The organism is Kitasatospora sp. NPDC056800, from assembly GCF_042789775.1.
GTDB lineage: Bacteria > Actinomycetota > Actinomycetes > Streptomycetales > Streptomycetaceae > Kitasatospora.
The window spans coordinates 1-21,292 of sequence record NZ_JBHUAL010000132.1 but is presented as its reverse complement, the minus strand read 5'-3'; the positions used below and the strand labels follow the sequence as shown (position 1 = coordinate 21,292).

The window sequence follows — 21,292 nt, the reverse complement described above, 5'->3', positions numbered from 1 at the left end:
GCGCCGGAGCCGTCAGCCGAGCAGGGTGGCCTCGACCCCGGCGAGCACCGCCGCCAGGCCCTGCTCGAAGCCCTCGTCGAAGTCCTGGAACATCACCCGGCCCGATTCGGCGGCCAGCGGGTGGGCGGCCAGGCGCTCGGCGCGGGCGTCCAGGTCGTAGCCCTCCTCGCCGTCGAAGGGGTTGGGGCCCATGGCCTGCTCCTCGATGACGTAGCCGATGGTGTAGCTGTAGGCGGTCTGCCAGGCGCGGGCGGCGGCCACCGGGGTGAACCCGGACTCGACCAGCAGGCGCAGCCAGGTGTCCAGTTCGGCCGCGTAGCCGGTGTCGGTGAACCGGGAGCCGCTGTAGACCTTCGCGCCGTCGCGGTAGCGCAGCAGCTCGGCGCGCAGGGTGCGCATGGTCCGCAGGTAGGTCTCCCGCCAGTCGCCCGGGGCCGGGGCGCGACCGGCTCCGTCTGCCCCGCTGGCCGCGTCGGCCCCGTCCGCCCCGGCGCCCGCGTCCGCCGCCGCCTGGGCCGTCATGCGGCGCATCATCTCGGTCGCCATCTCGTCCAGCAGCGCCTGCTTGTCCTTGAAGTGCCAGTACAGCGCGGGCGCCTTGACGTCGAGCCGGGCGGCGATGGCGCGCAGCGTCAGGCCGTCCAGGCCGGCCTCGTTCAGCAGGTCCAGCGCGGTGTCGACGACCTGGCCGCGGTCGAGCTTGGGGGTTCTCTGGGGGGTCACGGTTGACAGTTTAACGCCGTTAAGTGCACGCTGTCGGCAACGGCTACTTAACAACGTTAAGGAGGTTGTCGTGGCTTCTCACGGCATGCACACGGATGTCCTGGTCATCGGCGCCGGGCCCACCGGACTGGCCCTGGCGCTCGACCTCGCCCGGCACGGCGTCGCCGCGCTGGTGGTCGAGCGCGGCGCCGAACTCTTCCCCGGCTCGCGCGGCAAGGGCCTCCAGCCGCGCACGCTGGAGGTGCTCGACGACTTCGGCGTGCTCGACCGGGTCCGCGCGGTCGCCGGGCACTACCCGCCCAACCTGTTCTGGCGGGACGGTGAACCGCAGGGCGAGCGCCGGATGTTCGACCCGACCGAGCCCTCCGAGGCCGAGCCGTACACCGAGGCGCTGATGCTGCCCCAGTGGCGCACCCAGCAGGTGCTGTACGGGCGGCTGCGCGAGCTGGGCGGCGAGGTCGCGTTCGGCCGGGAGCTGGTCGGCCTGGCGCAGGACGAGGAGGGCGTGACCGCCGAGTTCGCTACCGGCGGCCCGGTCCGGGCGCGGTACGTCGTCGCGGCGGACGGCGGCCGCTCGACGGTGCGGCGACTGCTCGGCATCGGGATGACCGGCGAGACCGTCGACCCGGACCCGATGCTGGTCGCGGACGTCCGGATCGACGGGCTGGACCGCGAGCACTGGCACGTGTTCGGCTCCGAGGAGGGGATGCTGGCGATCTGCCCGCTCGGCGGCACCGAGGACTTCCAGCTGGTCGCCCAGTTCCCGGAGGGGACGGCCGTCGACCTCACCGTCGACGGGCTGCGCACGGTGGTCGCGGCCCGCTCCCACCTGGCCGCCGAGCAGGTCACCGAACTGCGCTGGATCTCCGAGTTCCGCCCGCGCGCCGCGCTCGCCGACCGCTTCCGCGCGGGCCGGGTCTTCCTGGCGGGCGACGCCGCGCACGTCCACTCGCCGGCCGGCGGGCAGGGCCTGAACACCAGCGTCCAGGACGCCTACAACCTGGGCTGGAAGCTGGCCGCGGTGCTGACCGGGCGAGCGGGGGAGGGGCTGCTCGACAGCTACCAGGAGGAGCGCCGCGGCAACGCGGCCGCGATGCTGGAACTGTCCACCAGGGTCCACCGCGGCGAGCAGCGCCGCGGCCGGGCGACCCAGCAACTCGACCTCGGCTACCGGGAGTCCGCGCTCTCGGTGGAGACCCGCCAGGACCTCCCGGCGGACGCGCTGCGGGCCGGCGACCGCGCCCCCGACGGCCGCCGGGGCGGCACCCGGCTGTTCGACGCCTTCCGCGGCCCGCACTGGACGCTGCTCACCGTCGGCACGGACACCCCGCTGCCCGCCGTCACCGCCCCGGTGGTCCGCATCCCGGCCTACGAGGCGTACGGCACCGGGGTGTTCCTGGTCCGGCCGGACGGCTACCTCGGGTGGGCCGGCGCTACCGCCGACGGCCTCGCGGCCTACGCGGAGCGGCAGGGGCTGCTCGCCCCCTGAGGGGCTCCGGGGGTCCGTGCCCGGGCCGGCCGGCGACGCCGGTGCGCCGGGCGCGGTGGAAGCGCGGACACCCGGCGGCCGTCCGGGGACGACCGGCCGGGTGCCGGATCAGTGCTTGCCCGCGTCCTTGACCTTCTCCACGGCCTGTTTCAGGTCGCTCTTCGCCTGCTCGGCCTTGCCCTTGAGCTCGGTCGAACGGTCGCCGGTGGCCTTCCCGGCCGCTTCCTTGGCCTTGCCGCTGGCCTTCTCCGCCATGTTGCGCAGCTTCTCCTCGGTACCCACGGCGGGTGCCTCCTCTCGTCGACGGGGCGAAGGTCCGCCCCGGGCGGCGTCTGCCCGGGGCGCGGGCTTCCATGCGCGGGGTCCGCGAGTCGGCCCGGCGGGACAGTCCGGCGAGTCGGTCGGGTCGGCCGGTCCTACCGGGTGCGGGCCTCGGCGGCGGTCTTCAGGTCCTGCAGCCACCCTTCGAGGCCCTGGCGGAGGATGTCGGTGGCGGCGGGGACGTTCGCGTCGACCTGGGGGCCGGTGTGGGTCTCCTCGGTGCGCACCAGGACGCCGCCGGGGACCTCGGTGAAGTTCCACACGTGGACGCCGTCGATCCGCAGCCCGGTCGCGACCGCCGGGCCGGTCCAGCGGATGCAGGCGCCGGACCGCAGCTGCCGGACGGTGGAGGTGATCTCCAGGACGGGGTCGGCCGAGGCGGGGTTCGGGGGCAGCGGGGTGGTCCAGTGGAACGCCGACCCCGGGCGCAGCGGGCCGCCGTCGAGGCGCTCGGCGCTCCGCACCGGCGCCTGCCAGTCGGGCCAGCGCGCCACGTCGGTCTGGAGTCGCCAGACCGTCCGCAGCGGTGCGTGGATCACCGCCTCCGTCCGGTAGCGGACGCGGGCGTCGGGGTCGACGCCCGCCCCGCCGCAGGTGAGCGAGGAGCCGGGGCGGTGGGCGGTGGCGGCCCCGGCCGGTGCGGCGGCGGCGCCGAGCAGCCCGAGGGCGAGCGGGAGGGTCAGCAGGGCGGTGCGGATGCCGGTGCCGCGGGTGGAGCTGCGCGTGGCGGACATGGAACTCCCCATTCACTGGTCGGCCGTCGGGACGGCTCGGACGCCTTGCGAGCTAGATGCTCATGCCTTCGTTAGAAGTTGTAACTCCATGAGGGCCGGGGCGTCAACAGGTTCCGTGATACCTTCTAACGGAAGCGTGAACATGTAGTCGGGCGACGCGGGGAGCGGGCGAGGGCCATGGCGAGGACGGGCGCGGACACCCCGCGCGAGCGCTACCGGGCCCAGGTGCGCGAAGAGGTCAAGGCGCACGCCTGGGAGCAGATCGCCACGGCGGGCGCCTCGGCGCTCTCCGTCAACGCGATCGCCAAGCGGATGGGCATGAGCGGCCCCGCGCTCTACCGCTACTTCGCCGGCCGCGACGAGCTGATCACCGAGCTCGTCCGGGACGCGTATCGCAGCCTCGCCGACACCCTCGGCGCGGCCGCCGCCGAGGGCGCCGACCTGGCCGGGCTCGCCCACGCCCTGCGCGACTGGGCGCTGGCCGACCCCCAGCGGTACTTCCTGATCTACGGCACCCCCGTGCCCGGCTACCGCGCGCCCGAGGACACCACCGCCATCGCCGACGAGGTCATGCGAACCCTGGTCGACGCCTGCGCGGCGCTCGCCCCGGCCGGAGCGGACGCCCCGGAGGCGCCGTTCACCACCCACCTGCTGGGCCACCGGGACTGGGCGGGCGAGCAGCCGGCCCCGCCCGAGGTGCTCCACCGCTTCCTGGCCTTCTGGACCCGTCTGCACGGCGTGCTGTCCCTGGAGCTCGCCGGACACTTCACCGGCATGGGCTTCCGTCCCGGGCTGCTCTTCGAGGCCGAGCTGGCGAGCCTGCTGACGCCGCGGTTCTGACCCGGCCGCCTCCCGGTCGCCGCCTGTCCGCCGTCGTCGCGCGGCCACGCCCCGTCGGTGCCACCGCGGCCCCGGGGCCCGGCTGGCCCCCGCCTCCGAGGTCGGCACGCGCGGGGTGCTGGGGCGTGTACGGCCGGTCGTGCTCCGGTTCGTACGGGTGTGCCGGGTGTGGCGCGTTCGCCGCAGCGTCACTCCGGGTAGTTGAAGGGCTGCACGGTGTTGGCGGAGGGGGTGGGGTCAGGGAGTCGCGATGACGGAACACGAGCAGCTCGGTGCGCCCGCCGGCCCGGAAGGACACCCCACCCGGCCCGAACGGGTGCCGCCCCAGGCCCCCGCGTCCGGGAAGCGCGGGGCGGGCGCCCGGCCCGGACCGGACGGTGACGGCACCGCGGTTCCCTGGCCCGACCTGATGCTGCCGCTGCTGCGCACCCCCACGGCCGACCGCCGGCCCGCGCCGGAGGGGGCCGGTGCGGACCCGCCGACGGGCGTCGAGCCGGCCCGGGTGCTGGACCTCGCGCTGCTGGTCGGCGAGCTGCTGCTGGCCAGCGGCGAGGCGGCGGAGGACGTCGAGGCCGCGATGCTCGCCGTCGCCCACGCCTACCGGGTCCAGCCCTGCGACCCGCAGGTGACCTTCACCCGGGTGGCGATCTCCTACCAGCCCGGCCCGTCGGAGCCCTCGCTGACCGCCGAGTGCTCGGTGCGCCGCCCGGCCGTCGACTACGCGCGGCTGGCCCTGGTGTTCCGGCTGGTCACCGAGATCGCCGTGGGCGGGATGGCCGTCCCCGAGGCGCACGGCCGCCTGGTGGCGGCCCGCCGGCGCCGCCGCCGGTACTCCGGCCGGCTGTTCGTGCTCTCCTGCGGCGGGATGGCCGGGGCCGCCACGCTGCTGATCGGCGGCCGGGCCGACGCCCGGGCCTGGCTGGTGTTCGCCAGCGCCGTCGTCGCCGCGCTGGTGGGCGAGCGCTTCTCGGCCCTGGTGGCGCGCCACGACCTCCCGGCGTTCTACCAGTTCGTGGTGGCGGCGGTGCCCGCCGCCGTGATCGGCATCCTGCTGTCGTTCAACGGTCTGCACCTGCGCGGATCGGTGGTGATCACCGGCGGGCTGTTCGCGGTGCTGCCGGGGTGGCCCATGGTGGCGGCGGCCCAGGACGGCCTGGCGGGCTTCTACCTCACCGCCGCCGCCCGGCTGCTCGAAGCGCTCTACCTGATGACCGGCGTGGTGGTCGGGGTGATGACGGTGCTCTACGTCGGCGTCAACAACGGTGCCGACCTCGCCGCCCAGGACGTCCCGCCCGGGGCGGTCAACCCCCCGCTGCAGCTCGCCGCCGCGGTGCTGCTCACCCTGGCATTCGCGGTGCTGCTGAACACCGAGCCGGCCACGCTGCCGGCGGTCCTGCTGAACAGCGCGGCCGGCTGGACCACGTACGGGGTGCTGGTGAACGCGGGCGGCGAGCCGATCCTGGCCACCGGTCTGGCCGCCGGGCTGGTGGGCCTGTCCGGCCAGCTCATGGCGCGTTGCCGGGGCAGCTCGGCGTTGCCGCACATCACCGCCGCCCTGGGGCCGCTGCTGCCCGGCTCGGTGCTGTACTTCGGGATGCTGGCCTTCGTCCGGGGCGAGCCCGAGATCGGGCTGAGCGGCATCGGGCGGGCCGCCGCGATGGCGATGGCCCTCGCCATCGGCGTCAACCTGGGCCGCGAGCTGGCCCGGCTCTTCCTGCCCGCGCCCCGGGTGGCCGCACCGCCCCGCCGGCAGGGCGGCCGCCACCGGCGCTGACGGGGGAGCGGCGGGGCGGTTTGCCCGGGCCGCGGCGCGGTAGACGCGGGGGGTGTGGAGACGGGCCGGGCAGGACGGGCCCCGATCCCCGGGGACGACCGCTGCGGCCGGTTCGAGCCGACCGGGCCGCCCCCGCCGACAGCCACCCACCAACCCGGGAGACCCTCGTGATACTCCTCGGAGTCATCCTGCTCATCATCGGCTTCGTCACCGGAATCTCGATCCTGTGGACCATCGGCATCGTGCTGGCCGTTGTCGGCCTGGTCCTGTGGCTCGCCGGAACGCTCGGGCACGCCGTCGGCGGCCGTCGCCACTACTACTGACCGGGCCTGCGCCCTGTTCACCGCCGTGCGCCACCCGTTCGACGCCCCGGGCCCGGCGGGCTCGGGGACGGTCGTTCAGGGACGGTCCTCGTGCAGCCCGCAGAGCCAGGCCAGTGCCCGGTGGACGCCGAGGACGTAGGTGTGGTCCGCCCCCTGGGTGCGGACGAGGTGGAGGCGGACGGCGGCGGCCTGGCACTCGGCCAGCAGCTGGGCGAGGCACGGGCCGATGGAGCCGGCCGTGGCGGCGGCGGTGACCGGGGCCGCGACCTGGGCGCCGGCGGCCCACCGGTAGGCGCCGAGCACGCCGTGCTCGAAGCCGGTCCAGGGCCGGGGCCGCCGGTTGACCTTGTCGATCGCGGCGAACACCTCGTCCAGCGGACGCACTCCCACGGCCGGGACCGTCTCGTCACTGGTCATGTGCGCAACCTACGTCCGCCCGCCACCGGCCGCCCCCGGGGAAGGCGGCCCGGTACGGCGGCACTGTCCCGAGCCACCCGGGCGGCCGAGGAGCCCCGCACACCGCGACCCCGGGGCGTGGCCGGGCGGCGGGAGCGGGACGGGTAGGCTGACCAGGTCGTGTCCGGCCGGAGAGGTGGCCGGGCCGGAGGAACGGGGCGGGCCGGCGGCCCGCCGGTGGAGACCCCTGATGACTCGTCGTTTTGACTGTTCGGACCCGTCGGAGCGCGCGGCCGGGCTGCGCGAGGCCGTAGCCGCGGTGCGCCGTGGTGAACTCGTCGTCCTGCCCACGGACACCGTGTACGGCGTGGGCGCGGACGCCTTCGCACCGCGGGCCGTCGACCGCCTGCTGCGTGCCAAGGGCCGGGGACGGAACATGCCCTCGCCGGTGCTGGTCGGCTCCCCGGAGGCGCTGGACGGGCTGGTCGAGGTGACGGAGCGCGCGCGGGACCTGGTCAAGGAGTTCTGGCCGGGCGGGCTGACCGTGGTCGCCCGCCACCTGGACTCGGTCGAGCTGGACCTCGGCGAGACCAACGGGACGGTCGCGGTGCGGATGCCCGCGCACCCGGTCGCCATCGAACTGCTCAACGCCACGGGGCCGTTGGCCGTCTCCAGCGCGAACCTGACCGGGCACGACTCGCCGCAGGACTGCGACGCCGCCCAGGGCATGCTCGGCGACTCGGTGGCCGTCTACCTCGACGGGGGCCCGACCGCGGCCGCGGTGCCCTCCTCGATCGTGGACATCACCGGCGAGGTGCCGGTCCTGCTGCGGGCGGGCGCGATCGGCGCCGAGCGCCTGCGCGAGGTGGTCCCCGACCTGCGGGAGCGCTGAGCCCGGACCCCCCGGAGCCCCGGCCCGCGTAAGCGAAGCCCCGGTCCGCGGGAGCGCCGCGCCCGGTCGACGGGCCGTACCGCGTGGCGCCCCGGCGGCCCGGGCCGCCGCCGCTAGGGTCGGCGATGGCGTGCGAGGGCGGGCCCTCCGCCGGGCCGGGGAGGGGGTCGGCGCCGCGACCGGGGGTGTCACCGGCTCCGCTGCGGAGGTTCCATGAACGCTTCGTCCACCGCGCCGCCCCCCGCGCGGGACCGCACCCGGGTGAGGGTCCGGCAGGGCAGCACGCTGCTGCGCTGGCTGTTCACCACGGACCACAAGGTCATCGGGAACCTCTACCTGGCGACGGCCTTCGGCTTCTTCCTGGTCGGGGGCGTGCTCGCGCTGCTGATGCGGGCCCAGCTGCTGGGGCCGGACACCGGGCTGCTGTCGAACGAGCGGTACAACCAGCTGTTCACCATGCACGGCACGATCATGCTGCTGCTGTTCGCCACCCCGACCTTCGCCGGGTTCGCCAACGCGATCATGCCCCTGCAGATCGGCTCGCCGGACGTCGCCTTCCCCCGGCTGAACGCCTTCACCTACTGGGCGTTCCTGCTGGGCGGGCTGACGGTGCTGAGCGGCTTCCTCACCACCGGGGGCGCGCCCTCCTTCGGCTGGTTCGCCTACGCGCCGCTGAACGGCCCGCTGTTCTCGCCGGGGGCGGGCGGGGACCTGTGGGCGTTCGGCCTGGTGGTGGCCGGCCTCGGCACCATCCTGGGCGCGGTCAACTTCATCACCACCATCACCTGCCTGCGGGCGCCGGGCATGACGCTGTTCCGGATGCCGGTCTTCACCTGGAACGTGCTGTTCACCTCGGTCATGGTGCTGCTGGCCTTCCCGGTGCTGACCGCCGCGCTGCTCTGCCTGGAGGCGGACCGCAAGTTCGGCGCGCACGCCTTCGACGCGGCGAACGGCGGGGCGCTGCTGTGGCAGCACCTGTTCTGGTTCTTCGGCCACCCGGAGGTGTACATCGTCGCGCTGCCGTTCTTCGGCGTCATCAGCGAGATCATCCCGGTGTTCAGCCGCAAACCGCTGTTCGGCTACCACGGGATGGTCGGCGCGACCATCGCCATCACCGCGCTGTCCATGTCGGTGTGGGCGCACCACATGTTCGCCACCGGCCAGGTGCTGCTGCCGTTCTTCGCGATGATGTCCTTCCTCATCGCGGTGCCCACCGGGGTGAAGTTCTTCAACTGGGTCGGGACGATGTGGAACGGCTCGCTCTCCTTCGAGACCCCGATGCTCTGGTCGGTCGGCTTCCTGGTGACCTTCCTGTTCGGCGGGTTGAGCGGGGTGCTGCTGGCGGCGCCGCCGATCGACTTCCACGTCACCGACAGCTACTTCGTGGTGGCCCACCTGCACTACGTGCTGTTCGGGACGGTCGTCTTCGCCACCTTCGCGGGCTTCTACTTCTGGTGGCCGAAGCTCACCGGGAAGATGCTCGACGAGAGGCTGGGGAAGGCGCACTTCTGGATCCTGTTCACCGGGTTCCAGACCACCTTCCTGGTGATGCACTGGCTGGGCGCCCAGGGGATGCCGCGCCGCTACGCGAGCTACCTGGCGGTGGACGACTTCACGGCCCTGAACGTGTGCGCCTCGATCGGCTCGTTCCTGCTCGGGGTCTCCAACCTGCCGTTCTTCTACAACGTCTGGCGGACCACCAGGTACGGCGAGAAGGTCGCCGAGGACGACCCGTGGGGCTGGGGCCGGTCGCTGGAGTGGGCCACCTCCAGCCCGCCGCCGCCGCACAACTTCCACGCGCTGCCCCGGATCCGCTCGGAGTCGCCGGCCTTCGACCTGCACCACCCGGAGGTGTCCGCGGCGGAGTCGCCGACCGGTGACTCCGGTGTGCCGTACGGCCGTACCGGCGGACGGGGGAGCGGGCGGTGAAGGCGGAGGGGTGGCTGTTCGCGGTGATGACCGCGTTCTTCGCGGTGACCGGGCTGGTCTACGGCCTCTGGGCCCGGGAGCCGGCCGGCAAGGCGATCCTGACGGTGGCGTTCCTGATGTCCGGTCTGGTCGCGCTGTTCTGGTTCGTCCAGTACCGGCGGTCGGGCGGCGGCCGGGCGCAGGACCGTGAGGAGGCCGAGATCGCGGAGGCCGCCGGGCCGGTGGGGTTCTTCCCGGCCCGCAGCGGCTACCCGGTCCTCGCGGCGGTCGGTGTGACGGTCTTCGCCCTGGGGCTGGTGTTCGCCCGCTGGCTGATCGTCGTCGGCGCCCTGGTGCTCGCGCTCGCCGTCGCCGGCTTCATCTTCCAGTACCGCGACCACGGCGCGGGCTGAGCCGGCGCAGCAGCCGCCGGAGCGGGCCGCCCGGGCCCGCCCCGGGCGCCGGGACGGCCGGGGGAGCGGGGTGGGCCGGGGCGGTGAGGACGGCCGCCATCCGCTCCGACTCCCGTGCGGTGGCGGGCAGTTCGACCCGGTCGCGGTGGAACCAGGAGCTCGCGGCGGCGCGCACCCGCTCGTGCCGCGGCGCCCCCTGCGGGGCGGTGACCGGCTCCGCCTCGGCGCGCGCCAGCAGCACGTACCGCTCGGCCTCGGGCAGCGGGCGGTGGTGGCCGGAGAAGCCGCCGTCGTGGGCCTGGTCGATCCGGCCGGTCTCGTCGCCGTCCAGCAGCCGGTCGCGGTCCCGGGCCTGGAGGGCCAGGCAGAGGCGCCGGGTGAGCAGGAAGACCACCGGCGGCAGCACGACCAGCGCCGTCCGCAGCACCACGGTGAGCGCGTTGACGTCGAGCCCGAAGGTGTACGCGATCACGTCGTTGCCGCCGGCGACCAGCAGCACCGCGTAGACGGTGATCCCGGCGGTGCCCAGCGCGGTGCGGGTGGGCCTGTTGCGCGGGCGGTCGCACAGGTGGTGCTCGCCGGTGCCGGGGTCGAGCCACCGTTCCACGAAGGGGTAGGCGTACAGCGCCGCGAACAGCAGGCCGGGCACCACCAGGGCGGGCAGCAGCACGTTCCAGGACAGGGTGTGCCCGAGCACCCTGGTCTCCGCGGCCGGCATCAGCCGCAGCGCCCCTTCGATGAAGCCGATGTACCAGTCCGGCTGCGCGCCCGTGCCGACCACGTCGGGGCGGTAGGAGCCGTACCGCCAGACCGGGTTGACCTCGGCGAGGAACGCCGAGAGCGCCATCACGCCGCCCACCGCGAACAGCAGGCCCGTCGTGCGGGTCAGGAACTGGGGGAAGAACGGCATCCCCACCACGTTGCGGTTGGTACGGCCGGGGGCGGCCCAGTGGGTGTGCTTCAGCACCACCACCAGCGTCAGGTGCGCCCCGACCAGGGCCAGCAGCAGGCCGGGGACCAGCAGGACGTGCACGGTGAACAGCCGGGGGATGACGTCGTGCCCGGGGAACTCGCCGCCGAAGGCGAACAGGGTGAGGTACGTGCCGACCAGCGGCACCGAGAGCAGCACGCCCTCGGCGATCCGCAGGCCGGTGCCGGAGAGGGTGTCGTCGGGCAGCGAGTAGCCGGAGAACCCCTCCAGCAGCGCGAGGTTGAACAGCGTCACCCCGATCACCCAGTTGAGCTCGCGCGGGCGGCGGAACGCCCCGGTGAAGAACACCCGCAGCAGGTGCACGCCGATCGCCGAGGCGAACAACAGGGCTGACCAGTGGTGGATCTGACGGATCATCAGTCCGCCTCGCACCTCGAAGCTGATCCGCAGGGTCGACGCGTACGCCTCGGACACCCGGACGCCGTCGAGCGGCAGGTAGGCGCCCTGGTAGACGACCTCGTTCATGCTCGGCCGGAAGAAGAAGGTCAGGTAGACGCCGGTCAGCAGCAGCACCACGAAGCTGTACAGCGCGAGTTCGCCGAGCAGGAACGACCAGTGGTCCGGGAAGACCTTGCGCAGCAGCTCCCGGCCCGCCTCCGTGACCGGAAGCCGCCCGTCCAGGCGGGCCGTGACGCGCTCGCCGGCGGACGGCTGGTGCCCGTCCGAAGCCCTGGTTTCGTCCACGGCAGGAACCTAGTGGGCCGTACGGCACGCGGGGCGGCCGAGCGCGGTCGGCGGCGGCAGAGCACTCCAACGGCGGAACGGGCGGCCGTTGCGGTGAGCCGCCCGGGACAGCAGCACGGCCGGCACGGTGCTACCGGGGAACGTCACCGACCGGAGGGACCTCGTGGAGATCGACCGGGGGACCTCGTGGACCGCCCAGCGGGATAGCCCAAGCGGGACGCCCGCCGCAATGACGACCCCCGACAACCGCGGGCCGCAACTTCCGTGACGGCATGGCAAGGGCGGCGCCCGCCGGCGCGGATAGGCTCCGGACGACCGACACCTTGATCACGATCTCCGGATCGGAGAGGGCGCCACCGCGTGAGCATCCAGCAGATCACCCCCAAGCAGCGGGGCTACCTGATCGTCAACTCCCACCCGGCCGGCAGCGAGGCCACCGTCGACCGCCAGTGGCGGCGCATCGAGCCCGCGGCCGCGACCGGACGGGCCCCGGTCGTCCTGGTCCTCGGCGCCAGCGCCGGGTACGGCCAGGCGATCCTGCTCGCCGGGCTGCGCCGCCACGGCGTCCGCGGGATCGGCGTCGCCTACGAGGGCGCCGCCACCGAGCGGCGCACCGCCACCGCCGGCTGGTACCGCACCGCCGCGACCTCCGCCCTGGCCGAGGGCAGCGGGGGAGACGTCACCTTCGTCAACGCCGACGCCTACGCCGACGCCACCCGCGCCGAGGTGCTCAAGCTGCTCGCCGAGAGGTACGGCCCGGTCGACCACCTCGTCTACTCGCTGGCCTCGCCCCGGCGCACCGACCCGGCCACCGGCGAGGTCCACCACTCGGTGATCAAGCCGATCGGCTCCCCGTACACCTCGCCGTCCCTGCTCTTCGACGACGGGGCCCCGCAGGTCGGCACCGTCGACCTCGCCCCGGCCGACGAGGCCGAGCGGGCGGCGACCGTCAAGGTGATGGGCGGCGAGGACTGGGAGCTGTGGGTGCGGGCGCTGGCCGAGGCGGACCTGCTCGCCCCCGGCTTCACCACCGTGGCCCTGTCCTACGTCGGCTCCGAGATCACCGCGCCGGTCTACCGGCAGGGCACGATCGGCGCCGCCAAGGAGCACCTGGAGGCCACCGCCCGGGAGCTGCAGACCGGGGTGCTCGCCGACCGCGGCCGGGCGTTCACCGTCGTCGCCGGCGCGGCCGTCACCCAGGCGTCCACCGCCATCCCCTCCATCGCCCTCTACACCTCGCTGCTGCGCAACGTCCTCGGCGAGGACGGCTGGCGCACGACCGACGACCAGGCCGTGGACCTGTGGGAGCAGCTGACCGGCGTGAGGGAACCCGCCCTGGACGACCGGGGCCGCATCCGCCTGGACGGCTGGGAGCTCGACCCCGCCGTGCAGGACCGGGTGCGGGAGCTGTGGGCCGACCCGGCGGCCGCGCTGGCCGCCGATCCGGCCGGGGCCGCCTGGTTCTACAACCAGTTCCGGCAGCTGTACGGCTGGGACGTCCCCGGCGTCGACTACACCGTCGGGGTGGAGACCTCGGTGCCCTGGCCGGGGCAGCGGTAGCGGTCCGGCCGTCGGCGGACCGGGGCCGGACCCGGGTCAGGGGGTGCCGGGTTCGTCGAGCAGCAGCTCCAGGAGGGGCAGCGCCGCCTCCAGGGCGCGGCACTGCTCGGGGCTGAGCCGGGCGCTGCGGCGGGCCAGCAGGGCGGTGCGCTCGCGGCGGATCCGGGCCAGCGTCTCCAGCCCGAGCGGGGTGGGGGCGAGCAGCTGGGAGCGTCCGTCCTGCGGGTCGGGGGTCTTGGCGACCAGCCCGTCGGCGACCAGCGGGGTGACCGTACGGACCATGGACGGCACCGCGACGCCCTCGCGTGCGGCGAGTTCGCCGAGCCGCAGCGGCCCGTGCTGCTCCACCCGGGCCAGGGCGGAGAGCTGGGCGGCGGTGAGGTCCTGGTCGCCGGAGGCGCGGACCAGCTGGCGGTTGAGCCGGCCGATCGCCAGCCGGAGCCGGACGACGGCCTCGGCGGACAGGCCGCCGCCGTCCGCGCTCACGGCCCGGGCTCCTTCGTCGGCGGGGCGGCGGGCCGTGCGGGGGCGGGCGCGGTGGTGGCCGGCCGCCCGGCCGTCGGCGCGGCACCGGAGGGTGAGGCACCGGACGGTACGGCGCCGGACGGTGCGGAGGCCGGAGGCGCGGCGGCGGGCCGGGTCCGCTCGCGCACCAGCGAGGCGGCCGCGGCGACCAGCGACATCGCGATCGCCAGCCAGAACACCACCACCAGCCCGTCGTGGAAGGGCCCCGAGATCAGCTGGGGGAAGAACTCCCGGCCGGTCAGCGTCCGGACGTTGTCCGCCGGCAGCTGCCCGAGCACCTGCGGGCCCAGCAGCTGCTGGATCGGGTTGTACCCGAGGAAGGCCGCGAACAGGGTGCCCACCGGCGGCAGCGAGGCGATGGCGTGCGCGTCGGCGGCGGGCACGCCCTGGGCGGTCAGTCCGGCGGTGAGCGTGTGCGGCAGCGAGCCCGCCAGGCCGGCCACCATCAGGGAGAAGAAGACGCCGATCGACAGCACCATGCCGGCGTTCTGGAAGGTGGCCCGCATGCCGGAGGCCGCGCCGCGGGCGGCGGCCGGCACGCTGGACATGATCAGCGAGGTGTTGGGGGCGGCGAACAGGCCGCCGCCCAGGCCGTTGACGAACACCAGCAGGGCGAACCACGGGTAGCCGAAGTCGGTGGGCAGCAGGAGCAGCCCGGCGAAGGACAGCGCCATCACCACCAGTCCGCCGGCGGCGAAGAGCCGGGCCCCGGCGCGGTCGGACAGGTAGCCGGCGACCGGTCCGGCGGCCAGGAAGCCGACGGTCAGCGGGACGAGGTAGATCCCGGCCCACAGCGGGGTGTCGGCGTAGTCGTAGCCGTGCAGCGGCAGCCAGATGCCCTGCAGCCAGATGATCAGCATGAACTGCAGCCCGCCGCGGGCGATCGAGCCCAGCAGGGTGGCCGCGTTGCCGCCCGCGAAGACCGGGTCGCGGAAGAGCGAGAGCGGGAACATCGGCTCGGCGGTGCGGGACTCGACCAGGCAGAAGACGGCGAGCAGCGCCACCCCGCCGAACAGTCCGGCCAGCACCCAGGGGTTGGTCCAGCCCATGGTGTGGCCGCCGTACGGCTGGATGCCGTAGGTGATCGCGGCGAGCAGGGCGGTCAGGCCGACGCCGAAGGTGATGTTGCCCCACCAGTCGATCCGGGCGGGCTTGCGCACCCCGGTCTCCCGCAGGGAGCGGTAGGCCCAGACCGTGCCGAGGATGCCGATCGGCACATTGACCCAGAAGATCGACCGCCAGTTCCACTCGGCCAGCAGCCCGCCCAGGACCAGGCCGATGAAGGACCCGGCGATGCCCGCGACGATGTTCACCCCCAGGGCCGTGCCGCGCTGGCGGGCCGGGAAGGCGTCGGTGATGATCGCCGCCGAGTTGGCCATCAGCATCGACCCGCCGACCGCCTGCACGACCCGCCAGCCGATCAGCCACAGGGCCCCGGGCCCGCCGTGCAGCGGGTCGAGGGAGAGCGCCACCGAGGTGAGGGTGAAGATCAGGAAGCCCGCGTTGTAGATCCGCACCCGGCCGTGGATGTCGCCCAGTCTGCCGAGGGTGACCACCAGCACGGCGGTGACCAGCATGTAGCCCATCAGCATCCACAGCAGGTAGCTGACGTTGCCGGGGCGGAGCGGGTCCAGGCCGATGCCGTTGAAGATCGCGGGCAGCGAGATCAGCACGATCGAGGCGTTGACGGTGGCGATCAGGGTGCCGAGCGTGGTGTTGGACAGTGCCACCCACTTGTACCGGGGGTGCTCCGGTGCCACACCGTGGCCGGCCGGGTGCGGCCGCCCCGTCCTGCCGCCGTCGGAGAGTCGTGTCGCCACCGCTGCCTCCTGCTGGCCGGCCGGCGGGTCGGCGTGGGGAATTCGATAGCTTCCGCCAACTAACGATAGTCCGGCGGATGTTCGACCGGTAGACCCGGCCGGGGCACGGGGAGCGCGGGGGAGTGCCCGGGGCACGCCGCCCGTCCGCCCTCCGTCGCCCCTCAGCCCTCGACGGACCGGGAGGGCCCCCGGCGGCCGCCCCGGTCCAGCAGTCGGACGGCGAGCGCGGCCAGCAGCGCGGCGGCCAGCGCGTACACGGGCAGCCAGAGCGTGGTGGTCGCGGACAGGCAGTCGGCGACGGCGTGCCCGGCCTGTTCGCCCTGGGCGGCGGCGAGCGCGGCGCCGTCCCGGGCGGCCAGGTCGCCGAGGGAGGCCTGGGCCTGCAGCCGGGCGTAGTCGCCCAGGCGGGGGCAGTCGCGGCGGGTGCCCGGCATCGGGAACAGCCAGGACCAGCGCTGCATCGCCGGGGCCAGGGCGAGGGCCACGCACAGTCCGATGACGAGCGTGTAGGCGGCCAGGCTCCGGGCGTAGCCGGCCCCGGAGTCGGTCGCGCGGCTCGGCGGGCGGGTGGAGGAGAGGACCACCGCGAGGAGGGTCAGTCCGAGGTAGGTGGAGAACCACTGCCAGGAGCCGGAGGAGAGCGAGAAGGCGAGGACGGCGGCCAGCGCGGTGCCCAGGACCCCGGCCCGAGAGGTCGTCCCCGGGGCGGGGGCGGGCCCCCGGGCGGCTCGGTGGCTGCGGTCGTCCATGCGCTCTCTCCCCTGGCCGGCGGCGGGCCACCAGTCTCTGGGCGGGACCGTGCCGGGGCCCTCGCACCATGCCGGTCCGCCCGCCGCCTCGCCCGGTTGGCGGGCGGGGACGGCGGGCGGCACTGGCAGGGCTGCGGCGGCGGGGCGGCAGCGGCGGGGCGGCTCAGGCCTGCTCGGCCTGCTCGGGCGGCCACGGGCCGTGCGCCGCGACCTGGGCGCGCAGCCCGCGCAGCGCCCGGGCGGAGGCGATCCCGACCGCGCCGGTGACCAGGCCGTCCCGGACGCAGACGGCGGCGAAGCGGTGCTCCGCCAGGCTGCCGTCGACCACCTCGAACCGCTCGGCGCCGCCGGGCCGGCCGAACACCTGGACCCGCAGCCCGTACTGGTCGGTCCACAGGTACGGGACCGGCCGGTAGGCCTGCCGTTCGCCGTCCGGGCCGGCCAGCAGGTTCCGGGCCGCGTGCATGGCCTGCTCGGTGGCGTTGGTGCGCTGTTCGAGGCGGTGGTGGCGGCCGGTGCGCGGGTCGGGCCAGGAGGCGGCGTCCCCGGCCGCCCAGACGCCGGGGCCGGCGGCGCAGTAGGCGTCGCAGACCACGCCATCGTCCAGCGGGACGCCGCTGCCGGCCAGCCACTCGGTGGCCGGTTCGGAGCCGACGGCCATCAGCACGGCGTCGGCGGCCAGTTCGGAGCCGTCGGAGAGCCGGACGCCGACGGCCCGGCCGCGCCGTTCGAGCAGCCCGGTGGCCACGCCCCGGTGCAGCCGCACCCCGTGCTCGCGGTGCAGGCCGGCCAGCAGCGCGGCCGTCTCGGTGCCGAGGACGGCGGCCAGCGGCGTGGCGGTGGAGGTCAGCCAGGTCACCTCGGCGCCGAGCCCGACGGCGGTGGCCGCCGCCTCGGCGCCGAGCAGCCCGCCGCCGACCACCAACAGCCGTACGCCCGCGCGCAGTTCCTCGCGCAGGGCGAGGGCGTCGGCGAGGGTGCGCAGCACGTGCGCCCCGGGCCGGGGAGCGTCGGCGCCCGGGAGCCGGCGCGGGCGGACCCCGGTGGCCACGATGACGGCCTCGCAGCGCACCCGTCCGCCGTCGGAGAGCCGGACGGTCCGCTCCCGGCGGTCCAGCCGCTCGGCCCGGACCCCGAGGCGCAGGTCGAGCCGGAGCTCCTCCAGCGCCTCGGGGCCGCGCAGGGCCAGGCGGTCGGGCTGCCACTCCCCGCCGAGCAGGTGCTTGGACAGCGGCGGCCGGTCGTACGGCGGTTCGGGCTCGGCCCCGATCAGGGTGAGGCGGCCGTCGTAGCCGGCCCGGCGCAGCGCCTCGGCGGCGTGCAGGCCGGCCGCGCCGGCGCCGACCACGGCCACGTCCCGCAGTGCGGTCACGCCTGGTCCAGGGTGATGGCCGAGGCCGGGCAGACCGCGGCGGCGTCCCGGACGGCCTGGTGGAGTTCGGCGGGCGGTCGGGCGTCGAGCAGGACGACGATGCCGTCCTCGTCGCGCTGGTCGAAGACGTCGGGGGCGGCGAGCACGCAGTGCCCGGCGCCGCAGCACTTCTCCTGGTCGATCCGGACGAGCATGGTCTTCCTTTCGGAACGGGCGCCCCGGCGGTGTGGACTCCGGTGCGGGGCAGGTGGGTTGGTGTGGTTCTGCGGGCTCCCGGGGGAGCCCGGGTCACCAGGCGATCGGCAGCTCGTGGACGCCGTAGATGAGCATCTCGCCGCGGAAGCGGACCTCCTCGAACGGTACGGTCAGGCGCAGTCCGGGAAGTCTGCGCAGGATGGTGGCCAGCGCGATCTGCAACTCCAGCCGGGCGAGCGGCTGTCCCAGGCACTGGTGGGCGCCGAAGCCGAAGGCCAGGTGGCGGCGGGCGTCGCGGGTCAGGTCGAGCTCGTCGCCGTCGGGGAACTCCCGCTCGTCCCGGTTGGCGGTGTTGACCATGCAGATGACGCCTTCGCCCGCCGCGATCCGCACGTCGCCCAGGTCGACGTCCTCGGCGGCGACCCTGGTCACGCCGGAGTGCACGATGGTCAGGTAGCGCAGCAGCTCCTCGACCGCGCCGGGCACGGACTCGGGATGCTCGCGCAGGTGGGCGAGCTGGTCGGGGTTGCGCAGCAGGGCGAGTACAGAGAGCGCGGTCATGTTCGCCGTGGTCTCGTGTCCGGCGATCAGCAGCAGCCGGCCCATGTCGCCGATCTGCTGGGTGCTCAGCTCGCCGCGCTCCACCAGGCGGCTGAGGATGCCGTCGTCGGGGTGGGTGCGCTTGGTCTCGGTGAGCCCGATCAGGTAGTCGACCAGCTTGGCCTGGGCGTCGGCGACGTCCTCGGCGGCGGAGTCGCGGCGCAGCAGGACGCGGCTGCACTCCTGGAAGAAGTCGTGGTCCTGGTAGGGGACGCCGAGCAGCAGGCAGATGACCAGGGACGGCAGCGGCAGGGCGAACTCGTGGACGAGGTCGGCGCCGGAGCGTCCGTCGGTCATCCGGTCCAGCAGGTCGTCGGCGATCCGCTGGATCTCCGGGCGCAGCGCCTCGACCTTCTTGATCATGAACTCGCCGGTCAGCATCCGGCGGAAGTGGGTGTGCTCCGGGGCGTCCATCCGGATGATGGTCGGCCGTCCGGTGTTCAGCTGCCGGGCGCCCGCGCTGATGAACGGGTAGCCGGGCCGGGTGGAGTCGGAGCTGAACCGGGCGTCGGAGAGGACGGCCTTGACGTCCTCGTGACGGGTGACCAGCCAGCTGGTGGAGCCGTCCCACAGGGTGACGCGGCTGACCGGCTCCTCCTGCCGGGCCTGGTCGTACGCGGGCGGCGGGGCGAACGGGCAGGTGCCGCGGGCGGCGGGGTGGGTGAAGCGGGGGGTCTTCTCGGCGGTGGCCATCGGTGGATCCCCTTCCGGGAGTCGAGCCGTGGGCACCTAGTTACGTGCCCAAAGCAACTAACTGAAAGTCACGCTAACTCGCGTTCCGTGGTGGCGAAAGGGCGGATCGGGTGACGGCCGAAACTGTCCGAAACCCGGCGCCGCCTCCCCGTCCCGGCCGCCGCCCGGACCGGATCGCTACAGTTCCCCCATGTCGGACGAAGAAGACGCCGAAGACGACCGGACCACCGCCTGCGGGCCGCAGGGCCCGAACGGCCTGGACGGCCTGGAGGACGTCCTGGCCACCCTGGCCTACCTGCTGACACGGTCACAGGAGCACGAGCGCCGCACCGCCAAGGCCGGCATCACCGCCGCCCGCTCGGACGTCTACCTGCTGCGCGCGCTCGCCGAGCGCGCGGAGGCCAGCCGGGTGAGCGACCTGGCCGACCGCCTGATGGTCAAGCCCTCCCACGTCACCCGCCAGATCGACCGCCTCCAGGGCCAGCAGCTGGTGGAACGCAGCCAGGACACGCAGGACCGGCGGGCCCGCCAGGTGGCCATCACCCGCGGCGGACGGGAAGTGCTGGACCGCCTGAAACAGGCCAACATCATCGGGCTCGCCGACGCGCTGGACGGCATCCCCGAGGCGGACGTCGTCACCACCGCCACCGTGCTGCGCCACCTCATCGACCGGTACGTGCACCGGGTGCGCGCCACGGGAGCCGACGACGACCCGCTCCCGGACCGGACGGACGGCGCCGCCGGCGCACCGGCTCCGGCCACGGGGCCCAGAACGGCCGCGTACCAAGGCGGTTGAGCCGGGGGAGCGCCCGGGTACGTCCTCCGGCATGTCGGACGAGAAGAACCGCGCCGTGGCCGAGGCGATCCTCCCGCTGGTCGGCGGCGCCGCCAACATCCGCTCGGTCGCCCACTGCATGACCCGGCTGCGGCTGGGCCTGGCGGACCGCGCCCTGGTCGACACCGAGGCGCTCCGGGCGCTGCCGGAGGTCCTGGGCACGGTCGAGGACGACACCTACCAGATCGTGCTCGGGCCCGCCGCCGTCGCCGGGGTCACCGCGGGGCTGCGCCGGCTCCTGGAGCCCCCCGGCCCGGTGGCCGCCCCCACCGCCGAGGACCTCGCCGGGCGCGGCGAGCGCATCCGGGCCCAGGGCCGGGTGCGCAACGCGACCCCGGTGAAGCTGGCGCTGCGCCGGATCGCGAACATCTTCGTCCCGCTGATCCCCGCCCTGATCGGCTGCGGGATCGTCGCCGGCCTCTCCGGGGCGCTCGCCAACCTCGGCTGGGCACCGGCGCTGGTCACCGCCCTGGGCCCGGTCTCCTCCGGGTTCATGTCGCTGATCGCGGTCTTCGTCGGCTACAACACCGCGAAGGAGTTCGGCGGCACGCCCGTGCTCGGCGGCGCGGTGGCCAGCGTGATCGTCTACGCCGGGGTCGCCAAGGTGGAGGCCTTCGGCCACCACCTCACGCCCGGTCAGGGCGGCGTGGTCGGCGCGCTCGGCGCCGCACTGCTGGCCGTCCACCTGGAGCGCTGGACCCGCCGCCTGGTGCCCGCAGCCCTCGACGTCCTGGTCACCCCCACCGTCACCGTCCTGCTCGGCGGGCTGGCCGCGCTGTTCGGCCTGATGTACGTCGCCGGGGAGGTCTCCACCGCCATCGGCCACGCCGCCACCTGGCTGCTCGCCCACGGCGGCCTGCTCGCCGGACTCGTGCTCGGCGGCCTCTTCCTGCCGCTGGTGATGCTCGGCCTGCACCAGGCGCTGATCCCGATCCACACCACCCTGATCCAGCAGCAGGGGTCCACCGTCCTGCTGCCGATCCTCGCCATGGCCGGCGCCGGGCAGGTCGGCTGCGCGGTGGCGGTCTACCTGCGGCTGCGCCACAACGCCTCGATCCGGGCCACCATCAGGTCCGCGCTGCCGGCCGGTCTGCTCGGCGTCGGCGAGCCCCTGGTCTACGGCGTCACCCTGCCGCTGGGGCGCCCCTTCGTCACCGCCTGCGTCGGCGGCGCGGCCGGCGGCGCCTTCATCGGGGTGGCCGGACAGCTCGGCGACGCCGTCGGCTCCACCGCCATCGGCCCCTCCGGCTGGGCCCTCTTCCCGCTCCTGGCCGGCCCGCACGGGCTCCTCGCGAGCGCCGCCGTCTACGGCGGCGGGCTGCTGACCGGCTATGTCGCGGGCTTCCTCGCCACCTGGTTCTTCGGCTTCACCCGCGAGACCCTCGCCGAGTACAACGCCGTTGCCCCGGAGGGGGGTTCGGAATAGCCGCCGGGCCGCCGCCGAAGGGGATCGGC

At 74.7% G+C, this 21,292-nt stretch carries 21 protein-coding genes; 10 read left to right on the top strand and 11 right to left on the bottom strand.

All coding sequences use genetic code 11. The annotated features are described in order from the left end of the window. Positions 1–12 precede the first annotated feature (12 nt). Positions 13–723, bottom strand: coding sequence for a TetR/AcrR family transcriptional regulator C-terminal domain-containing protein (locus ACFRQN_RS25985; RefSeq protein WP_380742480.1), 711 nt, complete (start codon positions 721–723; stop codon positions 13–15). A gap of 85 nt (positions 724–808) precedes the next feature. Here ACFRQN_RS25985 and ACFRQN_RS25980 point away from each other — a divergent pair, with 85 nt between their 5' ends. After that, a complete protein-coding gene (locus ACFRQN_RS25980; RefSeq protein WP_380742489.1) occupies positions 809–2,212 on the top strand; it encodes an FAD-dependent monooxygenase in 1,404 nt (467 codons plus the stop codon). Positions 2,213–2,320: 108 nt separating this feature from the next. Here ACFRQN_RS25980 and ACFRQN_RS25975 read toward each other — a convergent pair whose 3' ends face one another. Together ACFRQN_RS25975 and ACFRQN_RS25970 are read right to left on the bottom strand one after the other, a co-directional pair. Next, on the bottom strand, positions 2,321–2,494 hold the full coding sequence (locus tag ACFRQN_RS25975) for a CsbD family protein (protein WP_074003519.1): 174 nt from the start codon (positions 2,492–2,494) through the stop codon (positions 2,321–2,323). Between the two features lie 134 nt (positions 2,495–2,628). Next, complete coding sequence (locus ACFRQN_RS25970; protein WP_074003518.1) at positions 2,629–3,267, bottom strand: SRPBCC family protein; 639 nt, start codon at positions 3,265–3,267, stop codon at positions 2,629–2,631. Positions 3,268–3,444: 177 nt separating this feature from the next. Here ACFRQN_RS25970 and ACFRQN_RS25965 point away from each other — a divergent pair, with 177 nt between their 5' ends. The 3 genes from ACFRQN_RS25965 (at position 3,445) to ACFRQN_RS25955 (ending at position 6,204) form a co-directional block, all read left to right on the top strand. Continuing rightward, positions 3,445–4,107 carry a TetR/AcrR family transcriptional regulator gene (locus ACFRQN_RS25965; RefSeq protein ID WP_074003517.1) on the top strand — a complete coding sequence of 221 codons (663 nt, stop codon included), beginning with the start codon at positions 3,445–3,447 and terminating at the stop codon, positions 4,105–4,107. A gap of 250 nt (positions 4,108–4,357) precedes the next feature. Further along, on the top strand, positions 4,358–5,881 hold the full coding sequence (locus ACFRQN_RS25960) for a threonine/serine exporter ThrE family protein (protein WP_074003516.1): 1,524 nt from the start codon (positions 4,358–4,360) through the stop codon (positions 5,879–5,881). 167 nt (positions 5,882–6,048) lie between these two features. Next, entirely contained in the window at positions 6,049–6,204 is a 156-nt protein-coding gene (locus tag ACFRQN_RS25955; RefSeq protein WP_143204583.1) for a DUF6131 family protein, read from the top strand. A 75-nt stretch (positions 6,205–6,279) separates the two neighbouring features. On the opposite strand, the gene ACFRQN_RS25950 is transcribed toward ACFRQN_RS25955, so the two are convergent. Continuing rightward, a complete protein-coding gene (locus ACFRQN_RS25950; RefSeq protein ID WP_049660132.1) occupies positions 6,280–6,621 on the bottom strand; it encodes a hypothetical protein in 342 nt (113 codons plus the stop codon). Between the two features lie 229 nt (positions 6,622–6,850). On the opposite strand from ACFRQN_RS25950, the gene ACFRQN_RS25945 reads away from it, so the two are divergent. From ACFRQN_RS25945 to ACFRQN_RS25935, 3 genes are all read left to right on the top strand, one after another. Further along, positions 6,851–7,492, top strand: a complete 642-nt coding sequence (locus ACFRQN_RS25945; protein WP_049660133.1) for an L-threonylcarbamoyladenylate synthase — start codon at positions 6,851–6,853, stop codon at positions 7,490–7,492. Positions 7,493–7,705: 213 nt separating this feature from the next. Then, on the top strand, positions 7,706–9,421 hold the full coding sequence (ctaD, locus tag ACFRQN_RS25940; protein WP_380742478.1) for a cytochrome c oxidase subunit I: 1,716 nt from the start codon (positions 7,706–7,708) through the stop codon (positions 9,419–9,421). After that, positions 9,418–9,813, top strand: coding sequence for a cytochrome c oxidase subunit 4 (locus ACFRQN_RS25935; protein ID WP_049660513.1), 396 nt, complete (start codon positions 9,418–9,420; stop codon positions 9,811–9,813). Before ctaD ends, ACFRQN_RS25935 begins: the two co-directional genes overlap by 4 nt. Here ACFRQN_RS25935 and ACFRQN_RS25930 read toward each other — a convergent pair. Beyond that, entirely contained in the window at positions 9,779–11,488 is a 1,710-nt protein-coding gene (locus ACFRQN_RS25930) for a cytochrome bc complex cytochrome b subunit (RefSeq protein ID WP_380742476.1), read from the bottom strand. The genes ACFRQN_RS25935 and ACFRQN_RS25930 overlap by 35 nt on opposite strands. A 360-nt stretch (positions 11,489–11,848) precedes the next feature. On the opposite strand from ACFRQN_RS25930, the gene ACFRQN_RS25925 reads away from it, so the two are divergent. Continuing rightward, complete coding sequence (locus ACFRQN_RS25925) at positions 11,849–13,048, top strand: enoyl-[acyl-carrier-protein] reductase FabV (RefSeq protein ID WP_380742474.1); 1,200 nt, start codon at positions 11,849–11,851, stop codon at positions 13,046–13,048. A gap of 36 nt (positions 13,049–13,084) precedes the next feature. On the opposite strand, the gene ACFRQN_RS25920 is transcribed toward ACFRQN_RS25925, so the two are convergent. The 6 genes from ACFRQN_RS25920 to ACFRQN_RS25895 form a co-directional block, all read right to left on the bottom strand. Further along, complete coding sequence (locus ACFRQN_RS25920) at positions 13,085–13,534, bottom strand: MarR family winged helix-turn-helix transcriptional regulator (RefSeq protein ID WP_049659418.1); 450 nt, start codon at positions 13,532–13,534, stop codon at positions 13,085–13,087. Beyond that, the gene (locus ACFRQN_RS25915; RefSeq protein ID WP_380742487.1) at positions 13,531–15,333 is read right to left on the bottom strand and encodes an MFS transporter; all 1,803 of its coding nucleotides are present in this window, start codon (positions 15,331–15,333) and stop codon (positions 13,531–13,533) included. The genes ACFRQN_RS25920 and ACFRQN_RS25915 overlap by 4 nt, the downstream gene beginning before the upstream one ends. A 221-nt stretch (positions 15,334–15,554) precedes the next feature. After that, positions 15,555–16,142: a hypothetical protein gene (locus tag ACFRQN_RS25910; RefSeq protein ID WP_380742472.1), complete on the bottom strand. Its 588-nt coding sequence runs from the start codon at positions 16,140–16,142 to the stop codon at positions 15,555–15,557. A gap of 163 nt (positions 16,143–16,305) precedes the next feature. Further along, complete coding sequence (locus ACFRQN_RS25905; RefSeq protein WP_380742470.1) at positions 16,306–17,514, bottom strand: NAD(P)/FAD-dependent oxidoreductase; 1,209 nt, start codon at positions 17,512–17,514, stop codon at positions 16,306–16,308. Next, positions 17,511–17,708, bottom strand: a complete 198-nt coding sequence (locus ACFRQN_RS25900) for a ferredoxin (RefSeq protein WP_049654383.1) — start codon at positions 17,706–17,708, stop codon at positions 17,511–17,513. The genes ACFRQN_RS25905 and ACFRQN_RS25900 overlap by 4 nt, the downstream gene beginning before the upstream one ends. A 94-nt stretch (positions 17,709–17,802) precedes the next feature. Next, the gene (locus ACFRQN_RS25895) at positions 17,803–19,002 is read right to left on the bottom strand and encodes a cytochrome P450 (protein ID WP_074003509.1); all 1,200 of its coding nucleotides are present in this window, start codon (positions 19,000–19,002) and stop codon (positions 17,803–17,805) included. Positions 19,003–19,192: 190 nt separating this feature from the next. On the opposite strand from ACFRQN_RS25895, the gene ACFRQN_RS25890 reads away from it, so the two are divergent. Both ACFRQN_RS25890 and ACFRQN_RS25885 read left to right on the top strand, forming a co-directional pair. Continuing rightward, complete coding sequence (locus ACFRQN_RS25890) at positions 19,193–19,798, top strand: MarR family winged helix-turn-helix transcriptional regulator (RefSeq protein WP_380742468.1); 606 nt, start codon at positions 19,193–19,195, stop codon at positions 19,796–19,798. A 31-nt stretch (positions 19,799–19,829) separates the two neighbouring features. Continuing rightward, positions 19,830–21,263 carry a PTS transporter subunit EIIC gene (locus ACFRQN_RS25885; RefSeq protein WP_380742466.1) on the top strand — a complete coding sequence of 478 codons (1,434 nt, stop codon included), beginning with the start codon at positions 19,830–19,832 and terminating at the stop codon, positions 21,261–21,263. Positions 21,264–21,292: the final 29 nt, after the last annotated feature.